This window comes from Pseudomonas viridiflava, assembly GCF_001642795.1.
GTDB lineage: Bacteria > Pseudomonadota > Gammaproteobacteria > Pseudomonadales > Pseudomonadaceae > Aquipseudomonas > Aquipseudomonas viridiflava.
The window spans coordinates 35,685-53,764 of sequence record NZ_LKEH01000016.1; the positions used below are offsets into that span (position 1 = coordinate 35,685).

14 protein-coding genes are annotated in these 18,080 nt (G+C 60.7%); 13 read left to right on the forward strand and 1 reads right to left on the reverse strand.

Features of this window, described 5'->3' with window-relative positions; genetic code table 11:
* The 6 genes from AO065_RS00885 to AO065_RS00910 all read left to right on the forward strand — a co-directional run bounded on the left by AO065_RS00885 (nt 1) and on the right by AO065_RS00910 (nt 7,421).
* Nucleotides 1–1,842 (forward strand): ABC transporter ATP-binding protein, encoded by a 1,842-nt coding sequence (locus tag AO065_RS00885; RefSeq protein ID WP_004880537.1) that lies wholly within the window; start codon nt 1–3, stop codon nt 1,840–1,842.
* Nucleotides 1,839–2,150 (forward strand): (2Fe-2S)-binding protein, encoded by a 312-nt coding sequence (locus tag AO065_RS00890; RefSeq protein WP_004880535.1) that lies wholly within the window; start codon nt 1,839–1,841, stop codon nt 2,148–2,150. The genes AO065_RS00885 and AO065_RS00890 overlap by 4 nt, the downstream gene beginning before the upstream one ends.
* Nucleotides 2,129–3,538 carry an FAD/NAD(P)-dependent oxidoreductase gene (locus AO065_RS00895; RefSeq protein ID WP_004880533.1) on the forward strand — a complete coding sequence of 470 codons (1,410 nt, stop codon included), beginning with the start codon at nt 2,129–2,131 and terminating at the stop codon, nt 3,536–3,538. Before AO065_RS00890 ends, AO065_RS00895 begins: the two co-directional genes overlap by 22 nt.
* Nucleotides 3,535–4,689 carry an NAD(P)/FAD-dependent oxidoreductase gene (locus AO065_RS00900; protein WP_004880531.1) on the forward strand — a complete coding sequence of 385 codons (1,155 nt, stop codon included), beginning with the start codon at nt 3,535–3,537 and terminating at the stop codon, nt 4,687–4,689. Before AO065_RS00895 ends, AO065_RS00900 begins: the two co-directional genes overlap by 4 nt.
* Nucleotides 4,686–5,843: an acetylornithine deacetylase gene (argE, locus tag AO065_RS00905; RefSeq protein WP_004880529.1), complete on the forward strand. Its 1,158-nt coding sequence runs from the start codon at nt 4,686–4,688 to the stop codon at nt 5,841–5,843. Before AO065_RS00900 ends, argE begins: the two co-directional genes overlap by 4 nt.
* A gap of 120 nt (nt 5,844–5,963) precedes the next feature.
* Nucleotides 5,964–7,421 carry an NAD-dependent succinate-semialdehyde dehydrogenase gene (locus tag AO065_RS00910; RefSeq protein ID WP_004880527.1) on the forward strand — a complete coding sequence of 486 codons (1,458 nt, stop codon included), beginning with the start codon at nt 5,964–5,966 and terminating at the stop codon, nt 7,419–7,421.
* An 85-nt stretch (nt 7,422–7,506) separates the two neighbouring features.
* Here AO065_RS00910 and AO065_RS00915 read toward each other — a convergent pair whose 3' ends face one another.
* A complete protein-coding gene (locus AO065_RS00915; RefSeq protein ID WP_029243588.1) occupies nt 7,507–8,883 on the reverse strand; it encodes a glutamine synthetase family protein in 1,377 nt (458 codons plus the stop codon).
* A gap of 593 nt (nt 8,884–9,476) precedes the next feature.
* On the opposite strand from AO065_RS00915, the gene AO065_RS00925 reads away from it, so the two are divergent.
* The 7 genes from AO065_RS00925 to AO065_RS00955 all read left to right on the forward strand — a co-directional run bounded on the left by AO065_RS00925 (nt 9,477) and on the right by AO065_RS00955 (nt 17,895).
* Complete coding sequence (locus tag AO065_RS00925; protein WP_004880514.1) at nt 9,477–10,835, forward strand: glutamine synthetase family protein; 1,359 nt, start codon at nt 9,477–9,479, stop codon at nt 10,833–10,835.
* Between the two features lie 69 nt (nt 10,836–10,904).
* Complete coding sequence (locus AO065_RS00930; protein WP_004880511.1) at nt 10,905–12,272, forward strand: aspartate aminotransferase family protein; 1,368 nt, start codon at nt 10,905–10,907, stop codon at nt 12,270–12,272.
* 265 nt (nt 12,273–12,537) lie between these two features.
* On the forward strand, nt 12,538–13,635 hold the full coding sequence (locus tag AO065_RS00935) for a polyamine ABC transporter substrate-binding protein (protein WP_004880509.1): 1,098 nt from the start codon (nt 12,538–12,540) through the stop codon (nt 13,633–13,635).
* Nucleotides 13,636–13,806: 171 nt separating this feature from the next.
* The gene (locus AO065_RS00940; protein ID WP_004880507.1) at nt 13,807–14,901 is read left to right on the forward strand and encodes a polyamine ABC transporter substrate-binding protein; all 1,095 of its coding nucleotides are present in this window, start codon (nt 13,807–13,809) and stop codon (nt 14,899–14,901) included.
* 56 nt (nt 14,902–14,957) lie between these two features.
* Nucleotides 14,958–16,100: a polyamine ABC transporter ATP-binding protein gene (potA, locus tag AO065_RS00945; RefSeq protein WP_004880506.1), complete on the forward strand. Its 1,143-nt coding sequence runs from the start codon at nt 14,958–14,960 to the stop codon at nt 16,098–16,100.
* A gap of 35 nt (nt 16,101–16,135) precedes the next feature.
* Complete coding sequence (locus AO065_RS00950; RefSeq protein WP_162234369.1) at nt 16,136–17,017, forward strand: ABC transporter permease subunit; 882 nt, start codon at nt 16,136–16,138, stop codon at nt 17,015–17,017.
* Nucleotides 17,014–17,895, forward strand: a complete 882-nt coding sequence (locus AO065_RS00955; RefSeq protein ID WP_004880501.1) for an ABC transporter permease subunit — start codon at nt 17,014–17,016, stop codon at nt 17,893–17,895. Before AO065_RS00950 ends, AO065_RS00955 begins: the two co-directional genes overlap by 4 nt.
* Nucleotides 17,896–18,080 lie beyond the last annotated feature (185 nt).

Genomic DNA, 18,080 nt, shown 5'->3' on the forward strand with positions numbered 1-18,080 from the left:
ATGAGTCAATTGATTCGGGTGCAAGACTTGCGTGTGGTGGCCGACACCGACAAGGGTGAGCTGGAAATCGTCAAGGGCGTGAGCTTCGCGCTGGAGAAAGGCGAAGTACTGGCGCTGATCGGCGAGTCCGGTTCCGGCAAGACCACCATTGCCCTGGCGCTGCTGGGCTATGCCCGACGTGGCTGCAAGCTCGCCGGTGGCGTGGTTCAGGTCGGTGAGCACGACATGCTCAGCCTGCCAGAAAGCCAGTTGCAAGGCTTGCGCGGCAATCGGGTTTCCTACGTCGCACAAAGCGCGGCGGCGGCCTTCAATCCGGCGAAAAAGCTGATCGATCAAGTGATCGAAGGCGCGCTGATTCATGGTCTGGGCAGTCGTTCGGACCTGCAGCGAAAAGCCGTCGACCTGTTTCGCGATCTCGCGTTACCCAACCCCGAAACCATCGGCCAGCGCTATCCGCATCAGGTCTCGGGCGGTCAGTTGCAGCGGGTCATGGCGGCGATGGCACTGATCAGCGATCCCCTGCTGGTGATCCTCGACGAGCCAACCACTGCGCTGGACGTGACCACACAGATCGACGTGCTGCGGGCTTTCAAGCGCGTGGTGCGGGATCGTGGCGCGACGGCCGTGTATGTCTCCCACGACCTGGCGGTCGTGGCGCAGATGGCCGATCAGATTGTCGTGCTCAATGGCGGAAAAATCATCGAGCAGGGCAGCACGGCTGCATTGCTCAAGGGGCCGGAAGACGAATACACGCGCAGCCTGCTCGCCGCCGCCCGGCCCGACGCGAAACTGACGCCGGCCAGCGACATGGTCAAGGACAGCACGCTGCTGACCATCAAGGGCCTGACCGCAGGCTACGGCAAGAAGAACCTGCAAGGCATGCCGATGATCCGCGTGCTGGAAGACATCGATCTGACCATTCGCCGGGGTCAGGCCATCGGCGTGATTGGTGAATCCGGTTCGGGCAAATCGACCCTGGCCCGCGTGGTCGCCGGTCTGCTGGATCCTGCACAAGGCAGCCTGACGTTCGACGGTGCGCCGTTGTCCGGCGATTTGGCCGGGCGAACGAAAGAACAGTTCCGCCGCATCCAGATGGTGTTTCAGAACGCCGACACCGCGCTCAACCCGATGCACAACGTCAGCGCGATTCTGGCCCGCCCGCTGAAAATGTATTTCAACCTCAAGGGCAAGGCACTGCGTGATCGCATCCACGAGTTGATGGACCTGGTGCGTCTGCCGCGCGAACTGGCCGACCGGCGTCCCAACGAACTGTCGGGCGGCCAGAAGCAGCGCGTCAACCTGGCCCGTGCGCTTGCAGCCAAGCCGGACCTGATCCTGTGCGACGAAGTGACCTCGGCGCTGGATACCGTGGTCGGTGCCTGCATTCTCGAACTGCTTGGCGATCTGCGGCGCAAGCTGGGGGTTTCCTATCTGTTCATCAGCCATGACATCTCCACCGTGCGCGCGCTATGCGATGACATCGTGGTGATGTACAGCGGCCACAAGGTCGAAGAGGGCAGCCGTGACGCCTTCAGCCAGACGCCTTTTCATCCCTACACCGACCTGCTGGTGCATTCGGTGCCCGAGCTGCGCCAGGGCTGGCTGGAAGGCTGCGGCGTGACCAGCGGCAAGCTGCCGCCGATCAGCGCGCCATCGAATACGCCGGAGCTGTGCACTTTCCTCAATCGCTGCCCCGTGCGCATCGAAGGACTGTGCAACAAGACGGCACCGGGTCGTCGCGTCATCGCAGGCGGCAGCGAAATCCTCTGTCATCGCGACGGCGGTGAGTTGCAGGAACGTCAGAACGATCTGGACCCCGTCACCGTAGGAGCCTACGCATGAGTGGCCGTTTTGTAAGACTGGGCGAGCGTGATCGGCCGGTCGTCAAACTGATCGTCGACGGCGCACCTGTCGAAGCCTTGCAGGGCGACACCTTGATGGTGGCGCTGCTGACCGGGGGTACTGCCTTGCGCCAGTCCGAGTTCGACTCGGGACGTCGGGCCGGTTTCTGTCTGATGGGCGCCTGTCAGGATTGCTGGGTCTGGACCCGCAGCGGCGAGCGCCTGCGCGCCTGTTCCAACGAAGTCCGCGACGGGCTCGATATCGTCACCACCCAACCGGAGGCGAAATGGCCACTTCTCCACGGCTGATTGTCAGTCACACCGCCAGCCCGCGTGTGGTCATCGTCGGCGCCGGTCCTGCGGGCACCCGTTGCGCCGAAACATTGTTGGCCGCTGGCATCAAACCGATTCTGATCGATGAAAACCGGCGTGATGGCGGACAGATCTACCGCCGCCAGCCCGAAGGCTTCAAGCGCGACTACTCGGCGCTGTACGGCACCGAAGCGGCCAAGGCGCGCGACCTGCACGAAAGCTTCGACCGTCTGCGCAGCCAGATCGATTACCGCCCCGACACCCTGGCCTGGAACCTCACCGCAGGCAAGCTCTGCTGCGTCAGCAAGGGTGTGCACACGGTCGTGGAGTACGACGCGTTGATTCTTTGCGCGGGCGCCACCGACCGACTGATGCCGATCAAAGGTTGGCAACTTGCAGGAACGTACAGCTTGGGCGGCTCGCAGATCGCGCTCAAGTCTCAGTCCGTTTCCATCGGCAGCCGTGTAGTGTTCATGGGCAGCGGTCCGCTGCTGTATCTGGTCGCCAGCCAATACGTCAAAGCCGGTGCCGACGTGGCGGCCGTGCTCGACACCTCACCGTTCAGCAAACGCATCGGCGCGATGCCCAAATTGCTGGCGCGTCCAGGTTTGTTGTTCAACGGCATGAAGCTGCTGGCTCAGTTGTACAGCGCCGGGGTTCCGGTGCATCTGGGCATCAAGCCTGAAGAAATTCTGGGTGACGAGAAGGATGGCGTGACCGGCGTGCGCGTGAGGCTCGCCAACGGCAACGCCCTGACAGTCGACTGCGATGCGCTGGCGCTGGGTTACCACCTGCGACCTGAAACTCAGTTGGCTGATCTGGCCGGTTGTGGCCTGCGTTTCGACGAAGCGTCCGGGCAATGGGTGCTGGCCGTGGACGACGACGGCCGCACCTCAGTCGCGGGCGTCTACGCCGCAGGCGATGGCGCGAAAATCCGCGGTGCCGATGCGGCCGAACAGGCAGGGAGTCTGGCTGCGCTGACCTTGCTGAGTGACCTGGGCAAGCCTGTGGATAACCAGCGTGTGGATAACCTGCGGCAGAATCTTGAGGTCATGGATCGCTTCCGTGTCGGGCTGATGGAAGCCTTTCCCTGGCCGTCTGCGCAGGCGAAGGCGCTGCCTGATGAAGCCATTATTTGTCGCTGCGAAATGATCAGCGCGGGCGAACTGCGCGGTGTGGTGCGTGAAAAAGGCGCCTGTGAAGTCAACCGCGCCAAGGCTTTCAGCCGGGTTGGCATGGGTCGCTGCCAGGGGCGTTATTGCTCGCAGGCCGGAGCCGAAGTGATCGCTGCCGAATCCGGCGTACCGGTCGAACAGGTCGGCCGCCAGCGCGGGCAGGCACCGGTCAAACCATTGTCGATGATGACAGACGAGGTGGTGTCATGAAGCAGCCCAAGGTCGATGTACTGATTGTCGGCGGCGGCGTGATGGGCGCGGCGTCTTCGTTCTTTCTGCGTCAGCGCGGCAAGTCGGTGACGCTGCTGGAGCGCGACGTGGTCGGCCAGTACGCCAGCGGCGTCAACTTCGGCAACGTGCGCCGTCAGGGTCGTCATCTGGATCAACTGGAGCTGGCCAACCGTTCCTTTGCGCTGTGGAAGCGCCTGCCGCAGCTGATCGGTGAAGACCTGGAATTTCTGCCAAGTGGCCACATGCGCGTCTGCTACCGCGAAGACGAAATTCCTGAGCTCGAAGCCTACGCGGCTGCCCCCGAAGCGCGTGAGCTGGACCTGCAAGTACTTCAGGGCAAAGCGCTGCACGAGCGTTTTCCGTTTCTGGGGCCGGACGTAAAAGGCGGCTCCTACGCGCCACACGACGGCCACGCCAACCCGCGTCTCGCCGCACCTGCCTGGGCGCGTGCTGCGATACGTGCCGGCGCTCGGATCGAAGAGCGCACTGAAGTGCTGCACGTCGAAAAGGTCGGCAAGGAATTTCAGGTCACGACCACCGATGGCCGAATCTTCACCGCTGATCAATTATTGATCACCGCCGGTGCATGGGGCGAAAAGCTCTCGTCGCAGTTCGGCGAGCCGGTGCCGCTGGAAACCTTTGGCCCGCAAATGTCGGTCACCGAGCCTGTGCCGTACGCGCTGCCGACGGTGATTGGCGTGTTCACCAAGATCCCCCACGAAGTGGTGTATTTCCGCCAGATCGCGCGCGGCAACATCGTCATTGGTGGTGGCGTACGCACCAGGCCTGACATGGTCAACCGTCGCGCGTATTTCGACCCCAACAGCCTCATCAATCACATGCAACAGATGCGTCGCCTGCTGCCTGGCGTCGGCAACCTGAACATCATCCGCGTGTGGAGCGGCATCGAAAGCTATACGCCGGACTCATTGCCGATCATGGGCCCCAGCGGCAAGGTCGACGGCCTGTATTACGCGTTCGGCTTCTGCGGCCATGGCTTCCAGCTCGGCCCGGGCGTGGGCGATGTCATGGCCGAACTGATCAGCACCGGCACCACCAGCACGCTGATCAGTCCGTTCGATATCCGCCGGTTTGCCGCCTTCTCAGAACTTGCGAGTAAAGCCTCATGACACCGCGTGCGCTGGATATCTTCAAACGCCTGATTGCCTTCGAAACCGTGTCGTCGGAGCCGAACATGGCGCTGATCGACTACGTTCGCGACCTGCTGGCGACCAAGGGCATCGAGTCGCTTATCGTCAAGGACGAGACCGGCAAGAAAGCCAATTTGTTCGCCAGTACCGGCCCGCGCGAGCAGCCCGGTGTGTTGCTCTCCGGGCACACAGACGTCGTGCCCGCCGCAGGGCAGGCGTGGACGATGCCGCCGTTTCAGGCCACGCTGCGTGACGGGCGCATCTATGGGCGCGGCACCTGCGACATGAAAGGCTTCATCGCGCTGGCCATCGACGCCATGCTCGATGCCGCCGACATGACCCTGACGCGACCGCTGCAACTGGCCCTGTCCCACGACGAAGAAATCGGCTGTGTCGGCGTGCGGCGCCTGCTGGACGTGCTTCATCTGGCACCTGTGCGCCCGTTTCTGTGTGTGGTGGGCGAGCCGACGCTGATGCAGTTCGCGGTCGGTCACAAGGGCAAGAGTTCGTACCGGACTTACTGCCGGGGTCAGGAAGCGCATTCCTCGCTGGCACCGCGTGCGGTCAACGCCATTCACCTGGCCAGCGACTTCATTGCCGAACTGCGCAAGAGCCAGAAACAGGTCGAGCAGCAGGGCGTGCGTGACGACGGCTACGACATTCCGTACAGCACCGTCCACATCGGCCGTATCGATGGCGGCAAGGCGTTGAACATCGTGCCCAACCTCTGCACCCTTGAGTTCGAATACCGCAACCTGCCGGGCGACGATCCTGACCAATTGCTGGAGCAGTTACGTGAGCGTGCCGAAGTGCTGGTGCGTGAAGCCAGGCAGCTGTCCGGCGTGGCAGCCATCGACATCGAAATCATGAACGAATACCCGGCGCTGGAAACCCACCCCAGCGTTGAAGCCGTGCGCATGCTGCACGCCTTCGCCGAGCCCGGCACGCAGCACATCAAGGTTTCCTATGGCACCGAAGGCGGCCTGTTCGCCGGTCGCCTCAACGTGCCAGTGGTGGTCTGCGGGCCGGGCTCCATCGAGCAGGCGCACAAGCCTGACGAGTTCATCGAAGAGAGTCAGATGAATGCAGGCGAGCGTTTTCTGCAAAGTCTGCTGGGCTCGCTGAAGCAGTAGAGGCTGCCGTGCGGGCGCGAAATTCAGCAGCGTTTGCCGCCCGCATTCCCTGCTTTCAGCATCCTGGACTGTGATGGCTGCTTAGACTGGCAGTCATCCCGGAACAGGACTCGACCGACCATGCTCAAGCACCCTTTGAAAGACCCCAGCCTGCTGGTAGAACGCGCCTACGTCGATGGGCAGTGGATCGTGGCCGACGATGGCGCGACCCTGGACATTACCGACCCGGCCACCGGCGACGTCATCGCACAGGTTCCGGCGCTGCAAGGCGCTGAAACCCGCCGTGCCATCGAAGCTGCTGACCGCGCATGGCCGGCCTGGCGTGCCCGCCCGGCCGCCGAGCGTGCAGCGTTGCTGGAGCGCTGGCATCAGGCGATGCTGGAAAACGTCGAAGACCTGGCGCTGATCATGACCCTTGAGCAGGGCAAGCCGCTTAACGAGTCCCGTGGAGAAATCCGCTACGGCGCCAGCTTCGTCAAATGGTTCGCCGAAGAAGCACGTCGCTCGTATGGTGAAACCATTCCTGCGCCGAGCGCTGATCGCCGTCTGATGACGCTCAAGCAGCCAGTCGGCGTTTGCGCGGCCATTACACCGTGGAACTTCCCCAACGCAATGATCACCCGCAAGTGCGCCCCAGCCCTCGCGGCAGGCTGCCCGATCATCGTCAAACCCTCGGACCTCACGGCGCTGTCGGCCTTGGCACTGGCGGTACTGGCCGAGCGTGTCGGCATTCCGGCAGGCGTATTCAACGTCATCACCGGGATGCCAGCCGGCATCGGTGAAGAACTGACCGGCAACCCGGTGGTGCGCAAGATTTCCTTCACCGGCTCTACCGCTGTGGGCCGTCTGCTGATGCGTCAGAGCGCCGAGCACATCAAGCGTCTGAGTCTTGAGCTGGGCGGCAATGCGCCGTTCATTGTGTTCGACGATGCCGATCTGGAGCAGGCCGTCACCGGCATCATGCTCAGCAAGTTTCGCAACGCCGGGCAGACCTGCGTGTGCGCCAACCGCATTCTGGTGCAGGACGGCATCTACGACCGTTTCGCCGCGCGCTTGGTCGAAGAAGTCGCCAAACTCAAGGTGGGCAACGGTCTGGAAGACGGCGTCACCATCGGCCCGCTGATCAACCCGGCGGCCGTCAGCAAGGTTGCCCGGCACATCGACGATGCCCTGAGCCAGGGTGCGAAACTGCTGTACGGCGGCATGCCGGACGGCGATAGCCAGTTCGTCCAGCCGACGGTGCTGGGCGATACCCACGCAGGCATGCTGCTGGCCAACGAAGAAACCTTCGGCCCCGTCGCCCCGCTGATGCGCTTCACCGACGAAGCCCAGGCGCTGGCACTGGCCAATGCCACGCCTTACGGCCTGGGCGCGTATTACTTCACTCAGGACCTGCGTCGTTCATGGCGCTTCGGCGAGGCGCTGGAGTTCGGCATGGTCGGCCTCAACACCGGCATCATCTCGATGGAAGTCGCGCCGTTTGGCGGGGTCAAGCAGTCGGGCCTGGGCCGTGAAGGCTCAAGCTACGGATTGGATGAGTATCTGGAAGTGAAGGCGTTTCACGTCGGCGGGCTTTGAAGCGCGTCTGAATAAGTAGCCCGGCACAACGAAAAACGCCGCAGAGCTCAAAGAGCCTGCGGCGTTTTTTATTGCTCAGCCTTAATCAGACTGTATGCAGGTACCAGTTGTACTCGAGGTCGGAGATGGAGTGTTCGAACTCTTCCAGCTCGCTCTCTTTACAGGCCACGAAGATATCGATGTATTTCGGGTCGATGTACTTGGCCATGACCGCACTGTCGTCCAGCTCGCGCAGGGCATCACGCAGGTTGTTCGGCAGGCTTTGCTCATGCTGCTCGTAGGAGTTGCCTTCCACCGGCGCGCCTGGCTCGATCTTGTTGACGAGGCCGTGGTGCACGCCTGCCAGCACGGAAGCCATGAGCAGATACGGGTTGGCATCGGCACCGGCCACGCGGTGTTCGATACGCACGGCATCGGCGGTGCCGGTCGGAACCCGGATGGCAACCGTACGGTTGTCCAGGCCCCAGGTCGGCGAGTTGGGCACGTAGAACTGGGCACCGAACCGGCGGTACGAGTTGACGTTCGGGCACAGGAACGCCATCTGCGCCGGCAGGGTCTCGAGCACACCGCCGATCGCATGACGTAATGCGGCGTTCTGCTCGGGATCCTCGCTGGTGAAGATATTCTTGCCATCGCGATCCAGGATCGAGATGTGGACGTGCAGACCATTACCTGCCTGACCCGGATAGGGCTTGGCCATGAAGGTCGTGTCCATTTCGTGGTCGTAGGCGATGTTCTTGATCAGACGCTTGAGCAGTACGGCGTAGTCGCACGCCTTGATGGCGTCGGCCACGTGGTGCAGGTTGACTTCGAACTGGGCCGGGGCGCTTTCCTTGACGATTGCGTCAGCCGGAATGCCTTGCTCTTTCGCACCTTCCAGAATGTCCTGGAGGCAGTCGACGTATTCGTCGAGGTCGTCGATCAGGTAAACCTGGGTCGAATGAGGGCGTTTGCCGGAGATCGGCGAGCGCGGCGGTTGTGGACGGCCGTTCACGTTCTCCTGGTCGATCAGGTAGAACTCCAGCTCGAATGCGGCGCAGATGGTCAGGCCCATTTCGTCGAACTTGGCGACGACCTGGCGCAGCACTTCACGCGGGTCGGCGAAGAACGGGTCGCCTTCGAGTTCGTGCATGGTCATCAGCAATTGCGCGGTAGGGCGCTTTTGCCATGGCTCGTTGCACAGGGTATCGGGGATTGGATAGCAGATTCGGTCAGCATCGCCGATGTCCAGGCCCAGGCCGGTGCTTTCCACCGTGGAGCCATTGATATCCAGAGCAAATAAAGAGGCTGGCAGGTTGATGCCTTTCTCGTAAACCTTATGGAGGCTGGTGCGTTCGATGCGTTTACCACGCACCACACCATTCATATCTGCAATCAGAAGGTCAACGTACAGAACCTCAGGATGTTCCTTAAGGAACGCGTTCGCTTCATTAAGCTGAACGGCACGCGGGGGTACCGACATGATGCAACACCTTTGTTGTTAAAAATATCAATCATCAATGATTACGGGTCTCAGTCAATCCGAAAGCCATGATGAAGTCAATAGAGCCTTTATGTGCCCTAAAACTGCTCCAAAAAGCCTTTTTTGCTGCTATTTGGGGCGTTTTTTTGGGCCTTCGGCTGTCCTGGAATATGCGCCAGAGCGGCCTGTCTTCTATTTTTAACGGATTGTTGTATAAAAAAATGAACAAGGCTAAGCTCGATCGCAACCCATAAAGCAATAATACCGGGGGTTCAATGCTGCGCCTTCCCTTGACCGGCATGACCAGGTCCAATCCGCAGAACGGTCATCATGCCTGTGATATCAGTGCTCATGGTGCGCCATCGCTGATGATGAGGGCACCCGGACTGCCATTGGGCGTTACCCGTTTCATTCTCAATGCTGGACACTACCACTATAGCGGCCTCGTCAGTGTGACGGCGGCTGTGTGGAATTGTGCCTGCGCAGGTGTCACCTTACGCCTTCTTGGCTCCTTAAACGAGTTGTACACCATGACGCCGATGCGTCGAAAAAACGCCTGATCGCGATCAGGACACCAAAACCCTGAGGTATTTATGAGTACCAACCTCGACCAGCTCACCGATTGGTTGAAAGAACACAAGATTACCGAAGTCGAATGCATGATGTCCGACCTCACCGGGATCACTCGCGGCAAGATCTCCCCGACCAACAAATTCATCGCTGAAAAAGGCATGCGTCTGCCTGAAAGCGTGTTGTTGCAGACGGTGACCGGCGACTACGTAGAAGACGATATCTACTACGAGCTGCTGGACCCGGCCGACATCGACATGATCTGCCGCCCCGACCAGAACGCGGTGTATCTGGTGCCCTGGGCCATCGAGCCCACTGCGCAGGTGATTCACGACACCTACGACAAGCAGGGCAACCCCATTGAGCTGTCCCCGCGCAACGTCCTCAAGAAAGTCCTCAAACTTTACGCCGACCAAGGCTGGCAGCCGATCGTGGCGCCGGAGATGGAGTTCTATCTGACCAAGCGTAGCGACGACCCGGACTATCCGCTGCAGCCTCCGGTCGGCCGCTCGGGACGCCCGGAAACCGGCCGCCAGTCGTTCTCTATCGAGGCGGCCAACGAATTCGATCCGCTGTTCGAGGACGTCTACGACTGGTGTGAACTGCAGAATCTGGATCTGGACACGCTGATCCACGAAGACGGCACGGCCCAGATGGAGATCAACTTCCGTCACGGTGACGCGCTGTCGCTGGCTGACCAGATTCTGGTGTTCAAGCGCACCATGCGCGAGGCGGCGCTCAAGCATGACGTGGCGGCAACCTTCATGGCCAAGCCCATGACCGGCGAGCCCGGCAGCGCCATGCACCTGCACCAGAGCATCATCGACATCGAGACCGGCCAGAACATCTTCTCCAACGAAGACGGGACGATGAGCGAGCTGTTCCTCAACCACGTCGGCGGTCTGCAGAAATTCATTCCCGAGCTGCTGCCGCTGTTCGCGCCCAACGTGAACTCGTTCCGGCGCTTTCTACCGGACACTTCCGCGCCGGTGAACGTGGAATGGGGCGAAGAGAACCGCACCGTTGGCTTGCGTGTGCCGGATGCCGGGCCGCAGAACCGCCGGGTGGAAAACCGCCTGCCGGGCGCCGACGCCAACCCGTACCTGGCCATTGCCGCAAGCCTGCTGTGTGGCTTCATCGGCATGGTTGAAGGCATCAACCCGAGCGCGCCGGTGGTGGGTCGTGGCTATGAGCGCCGCAACCTGCGCCTGCCGCTGACCATCGAGGATGCGCTGGAGCGGATGGAAAACAGCAAGACCATCGAAAAGTACTTGGGCAAGAAATTCATCATGGGTTACGTCGCGGTCAAGCGCGCCGAGCATGAGAATTTCAAGCGCGTGATCAGCTCCTGGGAACGCGAGTTCCTGCTGTTCGCCGTCTGACCCGGCAGGGCGTCGCTGCAGTTAGACGGCGACGTCCCGCTTACTGGCCTGATTAAAAGGAAGTGCTGCATGAGTGCCAACCACAACCCGCAAACCCTCGAATGGCAAGCCTTGAGCAGCGAGCATCACCTGGCACCGTTCAGCGACTACAAACAACTGAAAGAGAAAGGCCCGCGCATCATTACTCGCGCCGACGGCGTTTATCTGTGGGACAGCGAAGGCAATCGCATTCTGGACGGCATGTCCGGCCTGTGGTGCGTGGCCATCGGCTACGGCCGCGAAGAGCTGGCCGATGCCGCCAGCAAGCAGATGCGCGAGCTGCCTTATTACAACCTGTTTTTCCAGACCGCCCATCCACCGGTGCTGGAGCTGGCCAAGGCGATTTCCGAGATCGCGCCTGAGGGCATGAACCACGTGTTCTTCACCGGCTCCGGTTCCGAAGGCAACGACACCATGCTGCGTATGGTCCGTCATTACTGGGCGCTCAAGGGCCAGCCGAACAAGAAGACCATCATCAGCCGCATCAACGGCTATCACGGCTCCACCGTCGCGGGCGCGAGCCTGGGCGGCATGACCTACATGCACGAGCAGGGCGATCTGCCGATTCCGGGCATTGCGCACATCCCGCAGCCTTACTGGTTTGGCGAGGGCGGCGACATGACGCCGGATGAGTTCGGCGTGTGGGCAGCCGAGCACCTGGAACAGAAGATTCTCGAACTGGGCGTCGACAATGTCGGCGCGTTCATCGCCGAGCCGATTCAGGGCGCGGGTGGCGTCATCGTGCCGCCTGACACCTACTGGCCGAAGATCAAGGAGATCCTTTCGCGCTACGACATCCTGTTCGTCGCCGATGAAGTGATCTGTGGTTTCGGGCGCACCAGTGAGTGGTTCGGTAGCGATTTCTACGGCCTCAAGCCGGACATGATGACCATCGCCAAAGGCCTGACCTCAGGCTACGTGCCCATGGGCGGTCTGGTGGTGCGCAACGAAATCGTGGCCGTGCTCAATGAAGGCGGCGATTTCAACCATGGTTTCACCTATTCGGGTCATCCGGTGGCCGCCGCCGTGGCGCTGGAGAACATTCGTATCCTGCGCGAAGAAAAGATCGTCGAACGGGTCAAGTCTGAAACGGCACCATATTTGCAAAAGCGTCTGCGTGAGTTGAGTGATCATCCACTGGTGGGCGAGGTCCGTGGCGTGGGGCTGCTGGGCGCCATTGAGCTGGTCAGGAACAAGGCAACCCGCGAGCGTTACACCGACAGGGGCGCGGGCATGATCTGCCGAACCTTCTGCTTCGATAATGGCCTGATCATGCGGGCCGTGGGCGATACCATGATCATCGCGCCGCCGCTGGTGATCACGTTCGAGCAGATTGATGAACTGGTCGAGAAGGCTCGCAAGTGTCTGGACCTGACCCTGGCGGCATTGGAAGGGTAAGAGATTGTTATCCGGTGTAGCGTTTGCACTGAGCACACCGGATTGTGGGAGGCGGCTTGCCGGCGAAGCGTCCGTTCAGACAATGATATGGCGTCTGGAAGAACGCTTCGCCGACAAGCCGCCTCCCACAGGAAAAAGCGTTTCTTCAGCGGGATAAGGGCTGTTCGACAGGTGTCGGCTTGAAAGCCTGCCCATGAACTTGCCAGACTAATGGCTACAAGCCGCTAATCTAATCGGTCAGTGATAAAAAACATTGGAGCTACGCATGAAAAAATTTGGCAAGACCCTTCTCGCCCTGTCCATGATGGGCGTCGTGGCCACCGCTGCGCAGGCCGATGACAAAGTGCTGCACGTCTATAACTGGTCCGATTACATCGCGCCGGACACCGTTGCCAAGTTCGAGAAGGAATCGGGCATCAAGGTCGTCTACGACGTGTTCGACAGCAACGAGACGCTCGAAGCCAAATTGCTGGCCGGCAAGTCCGGTTACGACATCGTGGTGCCGTCCAACAACTTCCTCGCCAAGCAGATCAAGGCTGGCGTGTATCAGGAACTGGACAAGTCCAAGCTGCCTGACTGGAAGAACCTGAACGAATCGCTGCTCAAGGCGGTGTCGGTCAGCGACCCGGGCAACAAGCACGCCTTCCCGTACATGTGGGGCTCGATCGGTATCGGTATCAATCCGGAGAAGGTCAAGGCTGCGCTGGGTGCCGATGCACCGGTCAATTCCTGGGACCTGCTGTTCAAGCCCGAGAACGCGGCCAAGCTGAAGTCGTGCGGCATCAGCTTCCTCGATTCGCCGACCGAAATGCTGCCGATTGCCCTGCATTACCTGGGTTACCCGACCGATTCGCAGGACAAGAAGCAACTGGCTGAAGCCGAAGCGCTGTTCATGAAGATCCGTCCTTCGATTGGCTACTTCCACTCGTCCAAGTACATCTCGGACCTGGCCAACGGCAACATCTGCGTCGCAGTGGGCTACTCGGGTGATATCTACCAGGCCAAATCCCGTGCTGAAGAAGCAGGCGGCAAGGTCAAGGTTGCCTACAACATTCCGAAGGAAGGTGCTGGCAGCTTCTACGACATGGTCGCCATTCCCAAGGATGCCGAAAACGTCGAAGGCGCCTACAAGTTCATGACCTTCCTGATGAAGCCGGAAATCATGGCCGAGATCACCAACGCGGTGCGCTTCCCGAACGGCAACGCAGCGGCCACGCCTCTGGTCGACAAGGCAATCACCAGCGATCCGGGCGTCTACCCGCCTGCTGACGTACAGGCCAAACTGTATGCCATCGCGGATCTGCCTGCCGCGACTCAGCGGATCATGACCCGCAGCTGGACCAAGATCAAATCAGGTAAATAAGCCTGTCATGAAACCTGTGGAAGCTGCGTAGCCCTCGGCGCGCAGCTTCCAACAGACAGGAAAATTGCCGAAAACTTTGCTGGTTGGACTCATAGACGGTAAGTTGCGCGCCGGTTTTGTCGTCCGGATGCCATCCGGCTTTCAGGCCTCTCTGTTAAAAGGATTCATGTTGTGTCTATTTCTAATCTTTCCAAAGCCTTGCTGGTGACTGCCGGGCTGACACTGGCAGCCAGTGCTCAGGCCGAATCCACCGTGCATATTTATAACTGGTCCGATTACATCGGCAAGACCACGCTGGCCGACTTCGAAGCCGCGACGGGCATCAAGCCGATGTACGACGTGTTCGATTCCAACGAAACCCTGGAAGCCAAGCTGCTGGCCGGTCGCACCGGCTATGACGTAGTCGTGCCGTCCAACCATTTCCTCGGCAAGCAGATCAAGGCGGGCGCGTTCCAGAAGCTCGACAAGTCGCTGCTGCCCAACTACAAGAACCTCGACCCGGCGCTGCTCAAGCGTCTGGAGAAGAACGATCCCGGTAATCAGTACGCCGTGCCTTACCTGTGGGGCACCAACGGCATCGGTTACAACGTCGAGAAGGTCAAGGCGGCGCTGGGCGTCGACAAGATCGATTCCTGGTCGGTGCTGTTCGAGCCGGAAAACATCAAGAAGCTGTCCAGCTGTGGCGTAGCCTTCCTCGACTCTGCGGACGAGATGCTGCCGGCCATGCTCAACTACCTCGGGCTTGATCCCAACAGCACCAAGGAAGCCGATTACAAGAAGGCCGAAGCCAAGCTCATGGCGATTCGTCCTTACGTGACCTACTTCCATTCCTCCAAATACATCACGGACCTGGCCAACGGCGACATCTGCGTCGCGGCCGGTTTCTCGGGCGATGTGTTCCAGGCCAAGGCCCGCGCCGAAGAAGCAGGCAAAGGCGTGAAGCTTGCGTACAGCATCCCGAAAGAGGGCGGCAACCTGTGGTTCGACATGCTGGCGATTCCGGCTGACTCGAAAAACGTCAAGGCCGCCAGCGCGTTCATCAACTACCTGCTCGATCCCAAGGTGATTGCTCAGGTCAGCGATGAAGTCGGCTACGCCAACCCCAACCCGGCCTCGGGTGAGTTCATGGATCAGGCGATCCGCACCGACGAAGCGGTCTACCCGCCGCAGGAAGTGCTGGACCGGTTGTTCGTGAACAGCGAGTTGCCACCCAAGGTGCAACGTCTGATGACCCGCAGCTGGACCAAGGTCAAGTCGGGCAAATAACAATCCAGCGCCCGGCCGTTTTGGCCGGGCTGCCTATCATGTTGGGAGTTTCACCCATGGCAGTTGCCTCCGGCGCCTACAAGAAAGCCCTCGAAGGCGGTCAGCAACCCAAACAGGTGCTGGTCAAGATCGATCGCGTCACGAAAAAATTCGACGAGACGATTGCTGTGGACGACGTGTCCCTGCAAATCAACAAGGGTGAGATCTTCGCCCTGCTCGGCGGATCGGGCTCCGGCAAGTCCACACTGCTGCGCATGCTGGCAGGCTTCGAGCGTCCGACCGAGGGTCGCATCTACCTCGACGGCGTCGACATCACCGACATGCCGCCGTACGAACGTCCGATCAACATGATGTTCCAGTCCTACGCTCTGTTCCCGCACATGACCGTGGCCGACAACATCGCTTTCGGTCTCAAGCAGGACAGGCTGGCCAAGTCGGAAATCGACGCCCGCGTGGCCGAAATGCTCAAGCTGGTGCAGATGACCCAGTACGCCAAGCGCAAGCCGCATCAGCTTTCGGGCGGGCAGCGTCAGCGTGTCGCCCTGGCCCGCTCGCTGGCCAAGAAGCCCAAACTGCTGCTGCTCGATGAGCCCATGGGCGCGCTGGACAAGAAGCTGCGTTCGCAGATGCAGCTGGAGCTGGTGGAAATCATCGAGCGCGTGGGTGTGACCTGCGTGATGGTGACTCACGATCAGGAAGAGGCCATGACCATGGCCGAGCGCATCGCGATCATGCACCTGGGCTGGATCGCCCAGATCGGCAGCCCGATCGACATCTACGAAACCCCGACCAGCCGTCTGGTGTGTGAGTTCATCGGCAGCGTCAACCTGTTCGAAGGCGAAGTGATCGAGGACATGGAAGGCCATGCGCTGATCCGCAGCCCCGAGCTTGAGCGCAATATTTATGTCGGCCACGGCGTGAGTACGTCCGTGGAAGACAAGAGCATCACCTACGCGCTACGTCCGGAAAAACTGCTGATCACCACCGAGCAGCCGGGCTTTGAATACAACTGGTCGCGCGGCAAGGTCCATGACATTGCCTACCTGGGCGGTCATTCGGTGTTCTACGTCGAACTGCCTGGCGGCAAGCTGGTGCAGTCCTTCGTGGCCAACGCCGAGCGTCAGGGCGCGCGTCCGACCTGGGGCGATGAAGTCTACGTGTGGTGGGAAGACGACAGCGGCGTGGTACTGCGCTCATGAAAATCCGCAAGATCAAGCGCGCCTTCGGGCGCATCATGCCCAACGGTCGGCAGATGGTCATTGGCGTGCCGTTCCTCTGGCTGTTTCTGTTCTTTGCGCTGCCGTTCCTGATCGTCATCAAGATCAGCTTCGCCGAGGCTGACGTCGCCATCCCGCCGTATACGGAAATCTTCAGCTACGCCGAAGAGAAACTGCAGTTGGTGCTCAACCTCGCCAACTACACCTTGCTGACGGGCGATGACCTGTACGTTTCGGCGTACCTGGGTTCGCTGAAAATGGCCTTCATCAGCACGCTGCTGTGCCTGCTGATCGGCTACCCGATGGCCTACGCCATCGCCAATGCGCGCAAGGACATCCAGACGGTTCTGTTGCTGCTGATCATGATGCCGACCTGGACCGCGATCCTGATTCGCGTCTACGCCTGGATGGGCATTCTCAGCAACAACGGGCTGCTCAATGCATTTCTGATGTGGCTGGGCCTGATCAACGAGCCGTTGCAGATCCTCAACACCAATCTGGCGGTGTACATCGGCGTGGTCTATTCCTACCTGCCGTTCATGATCCTGCCGCTGTACGCCAACCTCGTGAAGCACGACACCAGCCTGCTGGAAGCCGCGTCCGATCTGGGGTCGAGCACCTTCAACAGTTTCTGGAAGATCACCGTGCCGCTGTCCAAGAACGGCGTGATCGCCGGCTGCATGCTGGTGTTCATCCCGGTCGTCGGCGAGTTCGTGATCCCCGAGCTGCTGGGCGGGCCGGAAACCCTGATGATCGGCCGCGTGCTGTGGCAGGAATTCTTCAACAACCGTGACTGGCCCGTGGCTTCGGCGCTGGCGGTCATCATGCTGCTGGTGCTCATTGTGCCGATCATCCTGTTCAACCGCAGTCAGGCCAAAGAACTGGAGGGCAAGGCATGAAGACCTTTCGATTCTCGAACCTGATGCTGGTCCTCGGTCTGCTGTTCATCTATGCGCCGATGGTCATTCTGGTCATCTACTCGTTCAACGCCTCGCAACTGGTGACGGTCTGGGGCGGCTGGTCGGTGAAGTGGTACGTGGGCCTGCTGGACAACTCGCAACTGATGGGCTCGGTGATGCGCTCGCTGGAAATCGCCTGCTACACCGCCATCGCGGCGGTGGCGCTGGGGACAATGGCGGCGTTCGTGCTGACCCGCATCACACGCTTCAAGGGCCGGACCTTCTTCGGCGGGCTGGTCACGGCACCGCTGGTGATGCCGGAAGTGATCACCGGTCTGTCGTTATTGCTGCTGTTCGTGGCGATGGCGCAGCTGATCGGCTGGCCACAGGAACGCGGCATCGTGACCATCTGGATCGCGCACACGACGTTCTGTGCGGCTTATGTGGCGGTCGTGGTGTCGGCGCGCCTGCGTGAGCTGGACCTGTCGATTGAAGAGGCGGCGATGGACCTGGGGGCGCGTCCGTGGAAGGTGTTCTTCCTGATCACCATCCCGATGATCGCGCCATCGCTGGCGGCGGGCGGCATGATGTCCTTCGCACTGTCGCTGGACGACCTGGTCCTGGCCAGCTTCGTCTCCGGGCCGGGTTCGACGACCTTGCCGATGGAAGTGTTCTCGGCCGTGCGTCTGGGCGTGAAGCCTGAGATCAACGCGGTGGCGAGCCTGATTCTGCTGGCCGTCTCGCTGGCCACCTTTCTGGTCTGGTTCTTCACCCGCCGTGCGGAAAACAACCGCAAACGCGCGATCCAGCAAGCCATCGAGGAAAGCGCCGCCGACTCCTGGAAACAACCCGACCCACGCCGCGCCCCGGCTGCGTGACGCTGATCGTTCCTACGCTGCGCTCATCGTTTGATCGTTCCCACGCTCTGCGTGGGAATGCCTCCCAGGACGCTCCGCGTCCGCTCTCGAAGGTGGCGCAGATGCACGTCCAAGCTCCAGCGTTATCCACGTCATGCGCTCGGCTCACTGAATCCTCAGTCTGTGCCATTTGTGACGCAAAGCGT